The organism is Cobetia amphilecti (assembly GCF_020217465.1).
Classification (GTDB): Bacteria; Pseudomonadota; Gammaproteobacteria; order Pseudomonadales; family Halomonadaceae; genus Cobetia; species Cobetia amphilecti.
Map to the genome: position 1 here is coordinate 3,255,553 of NZ_CP084115.1, position 17,322 is coordinate 3,272,874.

The 17,322-nt window shown below is 64.3% G+C and carries 13 protein-coding genes; 4 read left to right on the forward strand and 9 right to left on the reverse strand.

From position 1 onward, the window contains the following. Nucleotides 1-403 precede the first annotated feature (403 nt). The gene (locus tag LCW13_RS13685) at nucleotides 404-1,381 is read left to right on the forward strand and encodes a lipid A deacylase LpxR family protein (RefSeq protein ID WP_107336769.1); all 978 of its coding nucleotides are present in this window, start codon (nucleotides 404-406) and stop codon (nucleotides 1,379-1,381) included. Between the two features lie 158 nt (nucleotides 1,382-1,539). On the opposite strand, the gene LCW13_RS13690 is transcribed toward LCW13_RS13685, so the two are convergent. After that, nucleotides 1,540-1,824 (reverse strand): hypothetical protein, encoded by a 285-nt coding sequence (locus LCW13_RS13690; RefSeq protein WP_043333859.1) that lies wholly within the window; start codon nucleotides 1,822-1,824, stop codon nucleotides 1,540-1,542. 493 nt (nucleotides 1,825-2,317) lie between these two features. On the opposite strand from LCW13_RS13690, the gene LCW13_RS13695 reads away from it, so the two are divergent. Beyond that, entirely contained in the window at nucleotides 2,318-2,800 is a 483-nt protein-coding gene (locus tag LCW13_RS13695) for an FKBP-type peptidyl-prolyl cis-trans isomerase (RefSeq protein WP_043333860.1), read from the forward strand. A 202-nt stretch (nucleotides 2,801-3,002) separates the two neighbouring features. Here LCW13_RS13695 and LCW13_RS13700 read toward each other — a convergent pair whose 3' ends face one another. The 5 genes from LCW13_RS13700 to LCW13_RS13720 all read right to left on the reverse strand — a co-directional run bounded on the left by LCW13_RS13700 (nucleotide 3,003) and on the right by LCW13_RS13720 (nucleotide 9,818). Further along, entirely contained in the window at nucleotides 3,003-3,701 is a 699-nt protein-coding gene (locus LCW13_RS13700) for a DUF3047 domain-containing protein (RefSeq protein ID WP_225347176.1), read from the reverse strand. A gap of 82 nt (nucleotides 3,702-3,783) precedes the next feature. Then, a complete protein-coding gene (locus LCW13_RS13705; protein ID WP_225347177.1) occupies nucleotides 3,784-4,446 on the reverse strand; it encodes a CDP-alcohol phosphatidyltransferase family protein in 663 nt (220 codons plus the stop codon). A 59-nt stretch (nucleotides 4,447-4,505) separates the two neighbouring features. Next, the gene (locus tag LCW13_RS13710; RefSeq protein ID WP_225347178.1) at nucleotides 4,506-6,269 is read right to left on the reverse strand and encodes an ABC transporter permease; all 1,764 of its coding nucleotides are present in this window, start codon (nucleotides 6,267-6,269) and stop codon (nucleotides 4,506-4,508) included. After that, on the reverse strand, nucleotides 6,245-7,528 hold the full coding sequence (locus LCW13_RS13715; RefSeq protein WP_225347179.1) for an ABC transporter substrate-binding protein: 1,284 nt from the start codon (nucleotides 7,526-7,528) through the stop codon (nucleotides 6,245-6,247). Before LCW13_RS13715 ends, LCW13_RS13710 begins: the two co-directional genes overlap by 25 nt. A 67-nt stretch (nucleotides 7,529-7,595) precedes the next feature. After that, nucleotides 7,596-9,818, reverse strand: a complete 2,223-nt coding sequence (locus LCW13_RS13720; RefSeq protein ID WP_225347180.1) for an FAD-dependent oxidoreductase — start codon at nucleotides 9,816-9,818, stop codon at nucleotides 7,596-7,598. A 296-nt stretch (nucleotides 9,819-10,114) separates the two neighbouring features. On the opposite strand from LCW13_RS13720, the gene msrA reads away from it, so the two are divergent. Beyond that, nucleotides 10,115-10,792: a peptide-methionine (S)-S-oxide reductase MsrA gene (gene msrA / locus LCW13_RS13725; protein WP_225347181.1), complete on the forward strand. Its 678-nt coding sequence runs from the start codon at nucleotides 10,115-10,117 to the stop codon at nucleotides 10,790-10,792. Nucleotides 10,793-10,933: 141 nt separating this feature from the next. Here msrA and LCW13_RS13730 read toward each other — a convergent pair whose 3' ends face one another. Then, nucleotides 10,934-12,253, reverse strand: a complete 1,320-nt coding sequence (locus tag LCW13_RS13730) for an MFS transporter (RefSeq protein ID WP_225347182.1) — start codon at nucleotides 12,251-12,253, stop codon at nucleotides 10,934-10,936. A 187-nt stretch (nucleotides 12,254-12,440) separates the two neighbouring features. On the opposite strand from LCW13_RS13730, the gene LCW13_RS13735 reads away from it, so the two are divergent. Further along, nucleotides 12,441-13,415 (forward strand): LysR family transcriptional regulator, encoded by a 975-nt coding sequence (locus LCW13_RS13735; protein ID WP_225347183.1) that lies wholly within the window; start codon nucleotides 12,441-12,443, stop codon nucleotides 13,413-13,415. Between the two features lie 150 nt (nucleotides 13,416-13,565). Here LCW13_RS13735 and LCW13_RS13740 read toward each other — a convergent pair whose 3' ends face one another. Next, nucleotides 13,566-14,165: a C40 family peptidase gene (locus LCW13_RS13740; RefSeq protein ID WP_131432632.1), complete on the reverse strand. Its 600-nt coding sequence runs from the start codon at nucleotides 14,163-14,165 to the stop codon at nucleotides 13,566-13,568. A 312-nt stretch (nucleotides 14,166-14,477) separates the two neighbouring features. Continuing rightward, entirely contained in the window at nucleotides 14,478-17,105 is a 2,628-nt protein-coding gene (locus LCW13_RS13745) for a DUF1266 domain-containing protein (RefSeq protein WP_225347184.1), read from the reverse strand. Nucleotides 17,106-17,322 lie beyond the last annotated feature (217 nt).

The following is a 17,322-nucleotide window of genomic DNA, read 5'->3' on the forward strand; positions in this document are numbered from 1 at the left end:
TCTCGCACCTCTCGCGCTCTGCATCTCCCACACGCCCCACCCCCTCGCTTCGCTTCGCATCCCCTCCCTCGATCTCACACAGGCACGGCTCGCCGCAGTGGGCGATATGCAGACTGCCTATTGATTAACAGGCTATGAAATCGGGATTTTTTGTGCAAAGTTATACGCCTGCAGCCTAACTTGACTCTGTACACAACTACCCGTCCCAGGAGTTGCGATGCGTCCCGTCACTGCCCGTCCGCCAGGTTCTCGCCCAGGCACCCGCAAGCTGTCTTGTGTCACGTCTTCTTCAAGAAACGCTCCCCGCGCTTATCCCAGTCCAGTCAATGAGAACCCTGGCGGTACCGCCGCCTCAAGCCATGCCCCGCAGATGGCGCCGGCCTTCTCGACCCGGCGCCTGGGCATGGCATTGATCATGCTGGGCGCGGTGGCATTGGCTCCCATGGTGGAGGCCGCCGAGGACGAGGGTGGCGTGCTGTCATTGAAGGTCGAGAACGACATTCTCACCTCCGGCGATGATGGCCATTACACCAACGGCTTTGCGCTGAGCTACACCTTCAAGACACCAGAGCAGCACTGGTCACGCTCATTCGCGGACTGGGTGCCCGGCTTCAGCGCGGCGCGATTGGACGCCACGGCCTACCGCTTCGGACAGCAGATCTATACCCCCAATGACATCAAGCGAGAGCAACCGGATCAGGATGACCGCCCCTACGCGGGCTACCTGTTCGGTGGCGTCTCGCTGTTCGCCGGTGAAGAGGGAGATGACTGGCGACGGGTGGACACCTTCAATCTGGATCTCGGCATCGTCGGCCCGGCCTCGGGCGCCAAGGATGCTCAGAAGGCGGTACACAAGCTGACCGGCAGTGATGAGCCGGAGGGTTGGGATCACCAGCTGCACAACGAGCCGGTGATCAGCACCGGCTGGCAGACGCAGCTATGGCTGCCGGCCAGGGCCGCAGGGCTGGAGGTGGAGTACGGCCCCTCGGCTTCCGTGGCGCTGGGCAATCTCTACACCTATGCGGGCGTCGGTGGCGGGGTACGCATCGGCCAGGGGCTGACCCGCAGCTACGGGATACCGACAGTGGCGCCGGCCCAGGGCGGCCGTCAGTACTTCCATCCCGACGGTGATTTCGCCTGGTACCTGTTCGCCAATATCGAGGGCCGCGCGATGGCCTACAACATGCTGCTGGATGGCAATGGCTTCGAGGACAGCGCCTCGGTAGACCGTCGCCCACTGGTCGGCGACCTGCAACTGGGCTTCGCACTCAGCTGGCAACGCTGGCAGCTGGCGTTCGTCAACGTGTGGCGCACTCACGAATTCGAGACGCAGCAGGAGAGCGATCAATTCGGCTCGCTGACGCTCTCGACCTGGCTATGACTCGGCGCTGAGCTGCAGGCGGCACTGACAAGACGCGATGGATGAGCAGAGCCTGATGAGAAGTGTCTGATGAGCAGAAACAGAAAGGCCGGGCAGATAGCCCGGCCTTTCTGTCTGCGGGAAACGTCATGCTTCCCGGAAGGTTGCTGCTGGTGAGATCAGTGCATCTTGACCTTGCTCATGCCCCAGCAGATCAGCTTGCCGCCGATCAGAACGATCAGCGCCAGCACGATCAATGCCATCAGCATGGAGACGGGATTGACGATGAAGGTCGCACCCAGAATACCCAGGGCCACGCCCCAGACGTAGCGGTCACCGCTATCGATGCTCAGAGCCTCCGGCAGGACACGCTTGACGGTGGCACCCAGCGAGCCTTCCCAGCGGTTCAAGCACAGCATGAAGATCGCAGCGAAGCTCACCAGCCAGATCAATGTCACGGTCATCGAAATTCTCTCCTGAAAAATAGGGTCGCATGGCGCCTGAGTTGTCATTTCCCGTCAGGCGACGGGACAGAGTGTGCAGAGCGAGGCCACCTCGGGCCGCGCGTCAGAATCCGCAATATCCGAGTAGGCAGAGTAACCAGACCCTGTGGCCCTCGCAAGCCATCGCCCCAACCTTGTCTGGCCGCCAGCAGCAAGGCCGCTGTGCGCTGACAGGGCAACCCCGCCAGACACCTGATAATCCAACCGTTTTGCCCCTTTGTTCACCGATGGCGTCGGGGGTGAGAAAAAACCCTGCCTCAGGGTTGAAATGCACGCCTGCGAGCGTCACCTATACTTTCAAGACAAGGTAACGTGCGCTGGATTGCCTCTCTGGCAATGTCATCAGCGGGCCAGGAGCCACGTGATACGCGGCTTTTTTCCAGTTTCCCCCCTGACAGTCACCTCAGGGGCACGTTACCATTGACGTTCATATACCTATCGAAAGGCTCTCATCATGCAAATCGCCCAGAATGCCGTCGTATCCTTCCACTACACCCTGACCAACAACGAAGGGGAAGTGCTGGATAGCTCCGAAGGTCGCGAGCCGCTGGCCTACATCCACGGCGCTGGCAACATCGTCCCGGGCCTCGAGAAGGAACTCGACGGCAAGACTTCCGGCGACGAGCTGAAAGTTGCCGTCTCTCCGGAAGAAGGTTACGGCGAAGTCCAGGAAGCCCTGGTCCAGGAAGTGCCGCGTGAAGCCTTCCAGGGTGTCGAAGACATCGAAGCTGGCATGCAGTTCCAGGCGCAGACCCAGGGCGGCCCGCTGATGGTCACCGTCACCAAGGTCGAAGGCGACACTGTCACTGTCGATGGCAACCACCCGCTGGCCGGCGAAACCCTGAACTTCGACGTGCAGATCACCAACGTGCGTGAAGCTTCTGCTGAAGAGCTGGAACACGGCCACGTTCACGGCGAAGGCGGCGTGGAGCACTAAGCTCCGCCTCTTCCCTCATCTGAGGCATCTCCCCGGATGAGCGCCTCCCACAGTGTGGGAGGCCGGAACCGAAAGCCCCGCGACTGAGTCATCAGTCGCGGGGCTTTTTCGTGTCTGGCTCCGTGTCGGCCTGACTGGCTTGGCGCGCTTGTCAGACTGGCTCAGCCCTCTCTTCACAGCCCTGATCACTCATGATTCCGGATCAGGCACCGCAGCTGGGCGGCGTGGCATCGCTGGAAAGGCTCAGGCCACGAAACAGCGCCGTGGCATCACCGCCGGCATTGTCACCGTCAGCCATCAGCGCCAGTCCGGCAATCTCGCTCGGCTTGCTGCCAAACAGTGACGCGTAATCAGCACGCAGATCACGCACCTCCGCCACCCACTGCCCCACCTTCTCATCACCGGATTCAACGGCCAGCAGCACGGCACGATCCGTGAAGGCATTGTCCCAATGGCTGCCTTTGGCTTCATTGCTGGACCAGACGTAATTGATGGCCTCGACCTGCCACGGCAGGATACCGGTCTTGTTGACCACGTAGAGACGCGCCGGATAGTCATCGCCGCCCTTGGTCTTCTCGTTCACGCTCGGGTAGATGCCATCCACCTGCCAGCACCATTTCAGATAGGGCGTCTCTTCAAGCGAGATATCCTGCTCCAGATAGCGCGCGGACGCCTGGCCCCGAGCGCGCGCCTCGAGCGCAGGTCTGCCATCGCGCTCCACCACGCGATAGGCCGTCTGGCCTTCGAAGGTCTTCTCGCCCCAGGCAAGAATCTGCGCAGGCGAGAAACTCCTGTCAGCCGCGTGGGTCACCGAGGGCAGTAGCGCCGCCAGCAGGCCGCTGGAGGCGACTGCCGCGAACAGGGGCAGGAATGATGGCAACTGACGGGAAGCAATCTTCATTGGCAGGACTCCGAGGCGCCTGAGCAAGGCGAGTGAGAAAGGTAACGAGCCGTATCATCAGCAAGGCCAGGTTCGCAGCGCATCATCTCCGGTCAGCATTGTGCGGATCAGCGCCATGCTGCTCGCATCGATCCTGGGCTCGCAAGGTGACATACCCTCCCCATACGCGCGTCAGTGTGGTCAGGATGCATGCCGCGGCGAAGATCCATGCCAACAATGCGAAATGCTGTGGCATCAGGCAGGCCAGTACGAAGAAGGCGATGGTCTCGGTGCCCTCGGTCAGGCCATCCAGATAATAGAAGGCCTTGCGCGTGAAATTGGGCCGCTCCAGCTGATGCTTGGCCGCCATGATGGCAAAGGCCAGAAAGCTCGAGCCCGTGCCGACGAAGGCGAACAGCAGCGCCACCGCCGCCATCGCATTGGCACCAGGGTCTGCCAGGGCGAAGCCCACCACCACGGCGGCGTAGAACAGGAAATCGAGACAGATGTCCAGAAAGCCACCGGCATCGGAGCTCAGGCCGGCATGCCGCGCCAGCGCGCCATCCAGCCCGTCCACCACCCGATTGATCAGGATCGCGACCAGCGCGAACCCGAAATGCCCATAAGCCAGCAACGGCAACGCCAGCATGCCGATGGCGAAGCCCGCGAGGGTCAGCTGATCCGGATGCAGACCGCGCGCCGCCGCACTTTTCGCAAGACGTTTCAGAGGCGGCTGTACCCAGCGTGAGGTCCACTTGTCCAGCATGTTGCATCTACTCCCATGAAGTCGTTGAGGTCATCGTCATTCCAGCGCCTGACAGGCGCTCAGCCGCGCGTCGGCGAGACCGAGCGCCCGGCAGGTACCGCACGCGCCAGCAGGTAGACCACCAGCGGCAGACAGGCCTGCAGGCAGGCGGCCACCGCGGTCAGGCGCGGGTCGGCCCCCGTCGCCAGCGCTAGGGTTTCGGTGGTCAGGGTCGGGACACGCCCGCCGCCCAGCACCACCGTCGGCACGTACTGCGCGATACTGACCGCGAAGGCCACTGCCCAGCTGATGGCCAGCGGCCTGAGCATCAGGCGCAGGCGGATACCGATCAGCACCTCGAGCCGTGAACGCCCCAGCAGGCGTGCCGCCTGCTCGAGTCGGGTATCGAAGCGTGCCCAGGGGCCGGCCAGCGTCAGCCAGGCGTAAGGCAGGGCGAACAGCAGATGGCCGATCACCACTCCCGCCCAACCGGGGCTGGCCCCCAGGCTCAACCAGCCGACCTGAAAACCGAACAGGAAGCTGGCCTGCGGCAGCAGCAATGGCAGATAGAGGCAAACCACGAAGCCGCGCAGGCGGCCACTTTCCCGTTCACGCTCGAACACCGCCACGCTGAGGATGACGGCCAGCGTCGCCACCAGCAGTGCCAGCCACAGGCTGTTGCTGAAGGCATCCCCCAGGCCAGCGAGGGCCTGGTGCCAACTCTCCCAGCCCCAGCGAGACGGCAACAGCGCAGGGAAGAACCAGCTTCTGGCCACCGATTTAACGCCGATCACCACGAAGGCGAGCAATGAGATCAGCGTGACCACGCCCAGCACTCCGCGCGCGACACGCCCGAACAGGGCTTCACTCGCCAGCGCCAGCCGGCTTGCACGCGCCGGGTGATGGCTCAGTGCCCAGTCGCGATGCCAGGTGAGCAGAGCACGCCCCAGCGCCGCGCCAAGCGCCATCATCCCGATCACCAGCAGGGCCAGCATCAGGGCGCCGACACTCGCCGGCAGGCGCGCCGACGGGTCACTGTCGCGCCACAGCTCGATCAGGCGCACCGCCAGCGTCGGCGTGCGTGTCGGCCCCAGCACCTGCGCCACATCCACCACCGCCAGCGAGTAGGCCAGCACCGCGCCAATGGGCAAGGCGATCGCGCGCATCACCTGTGGCATCAGAATGCGCCAGCGCAGCTGAGGGATGCTGTAGCCGAGCGCCTGGCCTGCCTGAAGCTGCGCCGTGACCGGCAGGCGTGACAGCGCCGTCTGCGCCATCAGCATCAAGAATGGCGCCTCCTTGAGCGCCAGACCGACCGCCAGCGAGATGCCGTGGGCATCCGGCAGCGGATACTGCGGCGGTACCAGCACCTCGAAGGGCGCCAGTAGCAGGCGCATCAGCACGCCACTCGGGGCGGCCAGCCACAGCAACCCCAGCGCCAGAGCCAGATGCGGCATCGCCAGTATCGGGGCCAGCAGGCGCTCCATGTGCTCACCGAAGCGAGTCCCGGCGGCCGCCGAGACCCACCCCATGGTCAGCAGCACCGCCAGCAGCGTACCGCCGAGGCCACTGACCAGCGTCAGTCGAAAGCCCTCCGCCAGCCCGGGCAAGGCCCACCAGCGTTGCCAGGCGACCGCCGAGACTTGCTCGAAGCCCAGCGTCGGCCACAGCCCGAAGGCCGGCGCGACCAGTCCAGCCAGCCCCAGCGCCGTCGGGCCGAGCAGCAACAGCAAGACGCCCCAGCGCAGCACACGGGCGGGCGTCAGCGGTGCATGACCAGTGGCGGGGGCGACACGCCAGCGGTCAGCGACCCATTGCGTCAATTGCGATAGCGTCGCGCCCACTCGGCCTCCAACGCATCGGTCCAGCTCGGGTGTGGCTCGCTGAGCGGAGTGCCCAACGCCTCGGGCGACATGCTGCCGGGCAGCTGCGGCAAGGCCTCGAAGGCGGCGCGCTCTTGCGGCGGCAGGCGGGCGACATCCAGCACCGTGTCATCGCCCCAGCGTGAGGGGTCGGCCTTGGCAGCCTGGGCCTCGGCGGACATCAACTGATTGATCCACACCAGTGCTGCGGCCTTGTGCGGTGCACTGGCCGGAATCGCCAGATAGTGCACATTGCCGAGAGTGCCGCCGTCATGGATATACGGCTCGATGGTCGGTGGCAGCCGCCCTTCCTGACGGGCGTTGGCCACTTCCTGGGGCACGAAGGTCAGCGCGATCCACACGCTGCGCTGAGCCAGCAACTTCATCTGCTCTTCGGCACCGGCTGGCTGACGCTCGCCCTGCGCCCACATCAAAGGATGCAGCGCATCGAGATAGTCCCACAGCGGAGCGGTCACCTCAGCGAACTGAGCATCACTCGCCACGGGGGATGCCAGCACCTCGCGCTGCTCTACTAGCATCAATTCAATCAAGGCCTGCTTGAGGAAGGTGGTGCCGTGGAAGCTGGGCGGCTGCGGATAGGTCATGCGCCCGGGATGCTCTCTGGCCACCTCCAGCAGCGCCTGCATCGAGCGCGGCGGCGATTCCAGCAGTGCAGTGTCATACATGAAGATCAGCTGCGCACGCCCCCAGGGCGCCTCCAGACCATCGGTGGCGAGTCCGAAATCGCGCGCACCGATCTCCTCGAGCAGATAGTCGCTGTTGGGCAGATGCTCGACGAAGGGCCCCCACACCAGCTCGGCCTGCTTGAGCGCACGGAAGTTCTCGCCGTTGATCCAGATCACATCGATGCTGCCGTCGCGGCGCCCGGCCGCCTTCTCGGCCAGCAGGGTCGAGACGCTCTCGGCGGTATCGGCGATCTTGACGTGGCGCACCTCGATGCCATGCCGCGCCGCCGCCGTCTCGGCCTGGGCGCGCAGATAGGCGTTGGTCGCCTCACTGCCGCCCCAGGCATGAAAGTCGATGCGTTGACCGCGCGCGCGCTCGGCGATCACCTGCCACTCGAGCGAGGCGAGCTCAGGGGTCGCGCGCCCGGCCTGCGCGTCTGCGGCATACGCCAGAGAAGCGGCCCAGGGACTGGTAGTGACGCCGGCCAGCAAGACCAGCGAGCCGCCCATCAGCGCCAGGGCACGACGGCGACCCGCCAGATGATTCGTCTTCATGAAGGGCTTCTCCTGATGGAAAAATGCCGCGACCCTGCACCTGCAGGCCCGCGGCATGATTCAGCGATTACTGTTTTTCGACAGCCACAGTCCGCTCGGCAGCATTTGCCTTGAGGGTCTTGGTCGGCTCGAAGCGGCCGTTGCGGCGCCAGGTGAAGTAACGGTCGAGCACCTTGAGCACGCCTTCCGGCTTGTGGGCATTCTTCCACATGCCCGCCGCGGCCTTGTTGGCCTCGGACAGCGTCGGATACGGATGGATGGTGGACAGGATCTTGTTGAGACCGATGCCATGCTTCATCGCCATGGTGAATTCGGCCAGCCACTCCCCTGCCGAGGCACCGACCAGCGTCACGCCGAGGATACGATCGCGTCCCTTCTCGGTGAGCACCTTGACGAAGCCTTCCGTCGCACGCTCGGCCAGCGCGCGATCACTCTCGCCCATCTCGTAATGCGTGACCTCGTACTCGTAACCCTGGGCCTTGGCTTCGGTCTCGTTGAGGCCGACACGTGCCACTTCCGGCTCGGTGTAGGTGACCATCGGCATGATACGGTAGTCGACCTTGAAGGTCTTCAGACCACCGAACAGCGCGTTGACCGCCGCGTGCCACGCCTGGTGGCCCGCCGCATGGGTGAACTGGTACGGACCGGCCACATCGCCACACGCCCAGATATTCGGCTGCAGGGTCTGCAGCGACTCGGAGACATCGATGGTGCCGCGCTCGGAGACCGCGATGCCCAGATCTTCCAGACCGAAGCCTTCGACGTTGGCTTCGCGCCCGATGGCCACCAGCAGCTCATCGAACTCGATCCAGCTCTCCTCGCCGTCGGGAGAACTCACGACCAGATGGCGCATCGGCTGACTGTCCTTGTCCTTGAGCACCTCGATGCGCGTGGCGGTGGAATTGACGCGCAAATCGACGCCCTCACCGGCCAGCTGCTCGTGCATCAGCGCGCTGACTTCTTCGTCTTCACGCGGCATCACGCGCGGGGCACCCTCGATGATGGTGACGTGACTGCCCAGGCGCGCGAAGCTCTGACCCAGTTCCATGCCGATCGGGCCGGAACCCAGCACCACCAGACGCTTGGGCTGCACCTTGAGGTCCCACAGGTTCTCGGAGGTCAGCGGCGTGATCAATTCCATGCCCGGGATGGCTGGCACACGCGGACGGGCACCAGTGGCGATCACCACGTTGCGCGTGGTCAGCACGCGACCATCGACTTCCACTTCCCAGGGCGTCCTGAGTCTGGCGTTGCCGGTATGCACTTCCACGCCGAGGCCTTCGTAACGCTCGATGCTGTCATGCGGTTCGACACTCTCGACCACGTCATGCACATGGCCCATCACCTTGGCGAAATCGATTTCCGGCTCGTTGGCGGTGATCCCGAAGCGCTGGGACTGACGAATCTCATGAGCCGCACGCCCGGCACGAATCAGCGCCTTGGAGGGCACGCAGCCGGTATTGAGGCAGTCACCGCCCATCTTGTGGCGCTCGATCAGCGCGACACGCGCATTCACGGCAGAGGCGATATAGCTGGTGACCAGCCCGGCGGAACCGGCACCGATGACGACCATGTCGTAATCAAAGGTCTTCGGCTTGTCGAAGGCCGCCTGCTGCTTGCGCTTGCGCAGCACGCCGACGATCTTCTTGGCGATCAGCGGGAAGAGGCCCAGCGCGATGAAGGAGGCGATCAGCCCCGGCGAGAGGATGCCGGACAGGGATTCCAGCTGGCCCAGCTCACGCCCGGCGTTCACGTAGATGGCGGTGCCCGCCAGCATGCCCAGCTGGCTTGCCACGTAGAAGGTGACCACGCGCATGCGGGTCAGGCCCATCACCAGATTGACGATGAAGAACGGGAAGACCGGCACCAGGCGCAGCGTGAACAGATAGAAGCCGCCTTCGCGCTCGACGCCACGGTTGAGGGATTCCAGCTGACGGCGGAAGCGCTTCTCGATGCTCTCGCGCAGCAGAGTGCGGGAAATCAGGAAGGCCAGCGTCGCACCGATGGTGCTGGCGAAGGAGATCAGCAGCAGCCCCCAGCCGAAGCCGAACAGCGCGCCACCCAGCAGCGTCAGCAGTGCTGCACCGGGCAGTGAAAGCGCCGCCATCGCCACGTAGACGACGAAGAAGGTGCCCGCGACCTTGTACGGTGATTCCGCGAACAACGCCTGGAATTCGGACTGGCTGGCCTTGAGGCTCTGCAGAGTGAAGTAATCCTGTGCCCCGCTGGCAAAGAAGACCACGATGGCAGCGACGATGGCGCCCAGAAGCAGTAACTTGCGTTTATTCACTGGCGATTTCCTTTTCGATTCCTGCCGTCATGGGCATGTCATTGGGATGTACCGTGTCCTTACGAGGCATGTCGCTGACTGGATGCACTGATTCGCGTAGCGGAGTGAATGGCAGTGGCTTGATCACGACAACGGTAACGTTTCATTCTGCATGTTCGCATCCATCCCACGTTTATTCGCGTAGAAACCTATACAGGCAGTGAGGACTCAACAGCGCCAGTCACCTCACGGCTCACCGAGACATGGAGATTTCCGTGTACTCATCTCGAAGGAATGACGCCTTTCCCGGAGACACCATGACCCGATACACGCGAATCCCCTTCCCTGCGATCAGACGTCTCACGCCACTGGCAAGCCTCCTCGGCGGCCTGCTGCTTGTCGGCCACGCCCATGCCTTCGACCCGCAGACAGCGCCCAAGGGCGTCGCCGAGGGTGTCGCTCAGGGCCAGGAAGTCGCCATCTTCGCCGGTGGCTGCTTCTGGTGCATGGAAGGCCCCTTCGACAAGCTTGAGGGTGTGATCTCGACCACCTCCGGCTATACCGCGGGCGAACAGGACAACCCGACCTACAAGCAGGTCTCCGCGGGCGGCACCGGGCATACCGAAGCGGTCAAGGTGGTCTACGAGCCGGAAAAGGTCAGCTACGACACCCTGCTGGAGGTCTTCTGGCACAACATCGACCCGGTCGCGGTGGACCGCCAGTTCTGTGATGCCGGCACCCAGTACCGCAGCGGCATCTATCCCCTCGATGAGGCCCAGCGTGACGCGGCAGAGGCCAGTCGCGATGCGCTGAAGGACAGATTCCCCGAAGGCATCGCCACCGAGATCGAGGCGGCAGGGCCCTGGTATGCGGCCGAGGACTACCATCAGGACTTCTACAAGAAGAACCCGGTGCGTTATCGCTTCTACCGCGCCGGCTGTGGCCGCGATGATCGTCTGGAAGAGATCTGGGGTGACGACGCGCCCGCGCACTGATCTCGCCCTCCAGGCCCTCTGAACGACAACGGCTCGCCATCTGGCGAGCCGTTTTCAGTTGCATGCTCTGATTTACGTGCCCTGCTCTCTATTCTGCGGTCTGCTCTGCTCTCTGATCTTCCATCAACCCTGCTCTCAGGCTCAATACTGCGTGGTGGCCCGGCGCCAGCACAGGATCGCCAGCGAGAAGGTCACCGCCAGCACCAGTACGCTGGCCATGACCACCCCGGGCCAGCCGGCAGCCTGCCAGAAGGGTTCCAGCCAGAAGCCGCCGAGACTCGCGCCCAGATAGTAGGCGGTCAGATACAGCGCACTGGCACTGGCCCGCGCGCCCTCGGCATTGCGCCCGACCCAGGCTGAAGCTGTGGCATGCGCGAGGAAGAAGCCGAAGGCATTCAGACTCAGGCCGATCAACATGCCGATCAGCGAGTGACTCAGCGTCAGCAGCGTGCCGAGCATCACGATGCCGGTGCCCAGCATCATGGTCAGTGCCTGACCGCGTCGCTGAGCGATCGCCAGCGCGGCCTCGCCGTCCTCAGCCGCACCTCCCGGTACCAGACGCCGTGCCAGCCGGCCAGACTGGGAGGCGCCGAAGGTGCCCGCCAGATAGGTCAGGAACAACAGCCCCAGCCATTGACTGCTGAGCGACCAGGGCGCCTCACTCAGCCGGAAGGTCATGTAGCTGTAGAGATTGACGAAGATGAAGAAATTCAGCCCACCGAGCAGGAACACCGGCCACAGACGAGGATTGCGCAGATGGCGACCCAGACCTGCCAGCATGCTGCTCAGCTTGAGCGGCTGGGCGACGAAGCGTCTCTGGCGCGGCAGCAGCTGCCATAACGCCCCCAGCACCAGCAGGCTGACGCCGCCGATAGCGGCGAAGCTGGCCTGCCAGCCCCAGTGCTCCGCGATCACGCCCCCCGCGACCCGCCCCGAGATGCCGCCCAGCGAATTGGCACTGATGTAGAGCCCCACCGCCACCATCAAGGCGGGTTGCTCCATCTCGTCACTCATGTACGCCACTGCCACCGCCGGCAGGCCGCCGAGCAGAAAGCCCTGCAGCGCGCGCACCGCCAGCAGCGACCAGAAGCCCTCGGCGAACAGTGCCAGCCCTGAACAGGCCACCCCGCCGGCCAGGGTCCACAGCAGAATACGCCGCCGCCCCAGCGCATCGGACAGCGGGCCGAACACCAGCAGTGCCATAGCCAGCGTCAGGGTGCTCACCGACAGGGACAGACTCGCCTGCAGCGAGCTCAGGCCCAGATCCGTCGCCAGCAGCGGCAGCAGCGGTTGCACCAGATAGAGGTTGATGAAGACCACGAAGGAGCCCAGGCACAGCGCCTGGGTCATGCGCCGCCAGTCACGCCCGCGCGCCTTGAGCGGCTCGGGCAGCTCGGACTGTGTGGCGGAAACCGAGGCGGCGGAATCGGGGGAAGAAGACGCGGAAAGCGATGAAGCCATCAGGTACCTGCACTCAATCAAGCATGGGGATGGCGCCAGTCTGCGCCGCGCGCTCGCATCAGTAAAATAGCTCGACATGATGCTGGCCATCAGCAAAGCTGATGACAACGGCGACACAGGGATGTCGCAAACTGCGCCGAGAGGAAGCAGCGCTGATAAAGGACTTCGCGATCAACAGGACCCCGCGATGAAACTGCCCTTCGATCTGCGTGCACTGGAGATATTCGTCAGTGTCGTCGAGCACCAGAGCTTCACCACTGCCGCTCAGGCACTCAGCCTGGCCCAGTCAGCGGTCAGCCAGTCGATCGCCGGGCTCGAAAGCCGGCTGGGCACGCAACTGCTGGTCAGGGGCTCACGCGGTCTGCGCCTGACACCGGCCGGCGATACGCTGCTCGAGCATGCCCGGCCCCTACTGCAACAGGCACAGCGCGCGGCACTGGCGATGGCGGAGCTCGAGGGGCTGGTCAAGGGCGAGGTGCGCATCGGCGTCTCCTCGATGCTCGGCTCCTACTACTTCCCGCCCCTGTTGATGGCATTCAAGGCACGCTATCCCGACATCAAGCTCAGCGTGATCGAGGGCGGCACCCTGAGCCTGCGCCGAATGATCGACAATGCCGAGCTGGACCTGGGCGTCATCGTCGAGGATCAGCTCGGCACCGACACCCACGGCCTGATTCGACGCCACTTCCTGAGCGAGGAAATGGTGGTCTGCCTGGCGAACGATCATCCGCTGGCCGCCCGCACGCAGATCAGCGTCGAGGAGTTCTTCGCCGAGGAGCTGGTGGTCTTCAAGCGCGGCTACTTCCATCGCGACTTCATCGAGCGCCTGGCCAGCCAGCATGGTCTCGCGCCGAGCATCGCCTTCGAATCGAACCTGATCGCCCTCAACAAGGCGATCGTCGCGCGTGGCTTCGGGATCACCACCTTCCTCAAGCGTGTGGTCGAGGATGACCGTGAAGAGAACAACCTGACCGCCGTCTCCTTCGATGAGCCCGCCTGGCTTGAGCTGTCACTCGCCTGGCGCCGCGAGCGCGGCCTGTCACGTGCCGAGCAGGCGCTGGTCGATTTCGTCATTGAACACTCGGCGGCCGGGAGGCTCGCCCCGGATGCCTTGAGCGCTGATGATCAGGCAAGCAGCACTACGCTGAAGCCCCCTTCCTGAGCAGTGGCTGACATTTGCCGGGGCTCATAAACGACATCACCCGGCCAGGGCCGGGTGATGTCGAAGAAGACACTTGTCTATTCAAGGGCCTGTCTATTCAAGGGCTTGTCTGTGTCAGCGCTTGTCTGTTTCAGTGCCAGCGTGATCGGCTCACTGACTGCGCATGGCCAGCTTCATCTGCATGGCCTCGTAGGGCATCGGGCGACGCGACTGCCAGTAGTGCTGGGACCAATAGACATTGTCGAGTCGCGACAGCTTCACGCCACGCGAGGTGGAGGCATGCAGGAAGTAGCCGTTGCCGACGTAGACCCCCACATGGTTGTAGCGACGCGAGGGACGGAAGAAGACCAGATCACCCGGCTTGAGCTGCGACTTGTCGATGCGCTTGCCACGCTTCACCTGGTCGGTGGTGGTGCGCGGAAGATCGATGCCGAAGCCATCACTGAAGACATGCTGCATCAGGGCGGAACAATCGATGCCGCGGGAGTTGGTTCCCCCCAGACGATAGGGCGTCCCGGCCCAGCGGTCATGCTCTTCAAGCAGGACATCGCGGATGCTCGGCCCTGACATGGCGTAGTCCTGCGACTCGGCGGCCGGCTGGGACGCGGACTGGCGATAGCGCTTGAGCTTCGGCAGTTCCGGCAGGTCCACATCGTAGTAGGCCACATCATTGGACGGTGTTGAGTGACTGGCACAGCCTGCCACACCCAGTGGCAGGATCAGAAAACAGCATAATAACGCGTGGCGCATCCAGCATTCCTCGTCGTGGGCCCGGCGCTGGAAGGGTGAAGGTGAGCAGCGCTTGCGGACGGCGATAACCATTGATGCATGACGATGATCGTTGATCGATCAGGGGTAACACGGCGACTATCTGACAAGGTGGGCCGGATCAGGCAGCAGCACACATTGCAACACGATGACGACAGTCAGATGACAAACTCAATTCGTTCGCAGGATAGTAGTTCATGTTTCCGCAAACCGTATGCCATTGCCGCACAAGTTAGACCAAAGCATCAGAGAAAGTGCCCCCCTGCCGCTCACCCAACCTGAATTGAATCCCGCTCAGTGCAACGTGCGAGCGTCTCCGCTCAGCACATCCAGATGCAACGCCGGCCAATGCCCCGGGCGCGCGCCCGGGAAGTCGAGACTTGACCAGGCACCGGCCAGCGGTGGCGCCGCCGTCAACCACTGGATGAGCGCATCGCGGAAGCCGCGCAGGAAGCTGTCACGCTGGTCGGTGTCGCCCATGAAGAAGGCATAGCCGGCGAACAGTCCCCGGGCATATTCCTTCCAGCTGCCGTAGTGGTCGCGCGCCATTGCATAGGCGCTGTCCAGATAGGCGGTGAAGGTCGCGTCGTCCAGCCAGCCCAGCTGGCGCCCGGCAATCGCGAGGTCCACCATCTGGGCGATGTCCCACGCCGCCATGTCCAGCTCGTTGCAGCGCGCCTCGTTGTCCCTGACGCGACGCAGACGGTCCAGATGCACCTGCTCATCATCGCCGCGCTCGGCGCTTTCCAGCACGTCGATCTCATTGTCGAGACGGGCGCGATTGAGGGTGTAAGGGCCGTAATTGATCTGGTATTCATCCCGATCACCGGCATCGCGCAGGAAGTCGAGGAAGCCCTTGAGCGCCTCGGCATTGGCGAGACCATAATGACCTTCGAGCCAGCCGCTGAGTTCCTCGACGCCCCGCCCGTACTCGACCATCGGCTCACCCCAGCACGGCGTATTGAGCGGACCGCTCAGCGCCAGCGCCGTGAAGCGATCCAGACTCGGACGCAGCCCCGGCTCCTGCCAGTCGCTGGCGCGCCAGTCGAGCCAATGGAACAGGCTGCCGGGGTCATCGAGATGCCAGCGGATCTCGTTGACCAGCGGATGATCCTCGAGTTCCGGCACCGCGGATTCCCACACCGCCCAAGCTTCCAGCAGACGCATGGCGTCCGGATAGTAGCGGCACAGGGCACTGCGCAGACGCTCGGCACACTGGGCCAGCTCATCGGCCGGGAAATCACCGCTGTCCTGGACCATCAGCAGGTAGAAGGCGTACTTCTCGGCCATCACCACGCTGGCGGGATAGCGATGACAGACGGCCAGACGCTGTCGGCGTTCCAGCTCGACGGCATCGGCACGCCCGAAGGGCGTCTGGGCGTCGGGCAAGGCACCACGCGCGGCATCGGCGGCCAGCTGGTTGAGATGATGCGCCTGCGCCGGCAGCCAGAAGCGCGCCATGCCCTGCACGCCATCGCGGGTGTCCAGCGCCAGCGTCTCGTTGAGATATTGGCGTGCCTCTTCGCGGCGCGCCGCATCGACCTCGGCGACAAGCCCCTGACGATAGAGCAGGTCCGGCTCGCGGATACTGGCGATGGCCAGCACCCAGTGGCGGCTGTCATTGCGCCACGCACGAATCGCCGCACGGCAGCGCTCACGCCGGGCGGCAGGCAGCAGCGCATGCAGCTCGCAACGCAGCGGCGTCAGCGGCGACGCCATCAGCGGACGCCAGTCACTCTCGGTGTCGCGGGTCAGATCGACACCCTCGAACAGACTGCGACCGCGCTGATAGGCGCGGGCCACGCCCTGCCAGTCGGCATAGCGGCGCACCAGCAGGTCGATGCCGTGGGCGGCGAAGTCCTCGCCCTCCTCACGACTCAGCCAGCCGGCACATAGCCCGGCGAAGGCGAGATCGACCAGACGCAGCCAGTCCCAGGCGGCGAATTCCAACGGCTCGCCACGATCGAGATACTGCAGCAGCAGCTCGCCATAGGCCGTCGGTGACGGGGGCTTTTCCAGCCCGCCATCGGCGACGTCGATGCTGGAGGAGGCATGCGCGGGGGCGCCCTTGCGCCCTTCCGTCTTGCGTTCGGCCTCTTCCTGAGCCGCATCCGCTTCCAGCTCATCCAGCCACTTGGCACGCTCGCTGTCGCTGGCCGTCATCAGGCGTGCGCTGTCGATGTCCCAGCCATAGCGATGCCCCTGCGAGGCCAGCCACAGCAGCAGTCGAATCAGCTCATCACGCCCGGTGATCGCCCAGGTCTCGGCCAGCCAGCGCGTGACGTCCGGCCAGTGCGCCGCGGCGTCAAAACCGCTGGCACCGTCCTCGTGCGGGCCGCTGTCATCGGTGGTCAATGTCTGACCGCCGAGCCACGGCGAGAAGATGGCGCGCGCCATCCAGACCCGGTCGCGCTCGCCCTGAGGCCAGAGCTCAGTAACCGCCACCGGAGGCTGTGCCTCCAGCGCTTCCTGCAGACGCGGCCAGGTGACGCCGGCGTCTTCGTGCTCCAACTGAGACAACGCGAGGCTGGCCTCGAAGAAGCCATCATCGCCTCGCGTCCAGCCCGCATCGCTGCGCGAATGAGCCAGGGCCTTGAGCCAGTCATCCAGCGAGGCGAAACGCCCGCCGATCGCCGTGAGCAGACGTATCAGCCAGGCACGCGTGCGCGCCTCTGACAGCCAGCCGGCGGTACGTGCCAGCGCCAGCAATTCCAACGCCTCCAACTGGTGCAGCGGGTCCGGGGTGTCATTGGGGAAGGCCTCCAGCAGACGCCATCCCAACTCGCCCGCATCCGGGACTTCCTGGGCCTTCAGACGCGCGCACGCCTGGGCCGGTGTCCACACCGTTTCCGGCGCTGCACTGAAACCCCAACCGCACAACACCAGCTGTTGCCCCCACCAGGCACTCAGGGGTTCGACCAAGGCACACCTCACGACTCGATAGGATTCGACTGACGCAACACTTGCGACCGGGCAACTCGCAACCGGCGGCGCATAGTGTAACGGAAAGGGGCTTGCGGCGATGCCCCTCACGCAGGATAGCGAGCACGAACCACACCATGACGCCCGATGACAAAGGCACTGTCATCGGGCGTCATGGTGTGGGTGGCCGCGACTGCGCAGACCAAGATTACCGCAT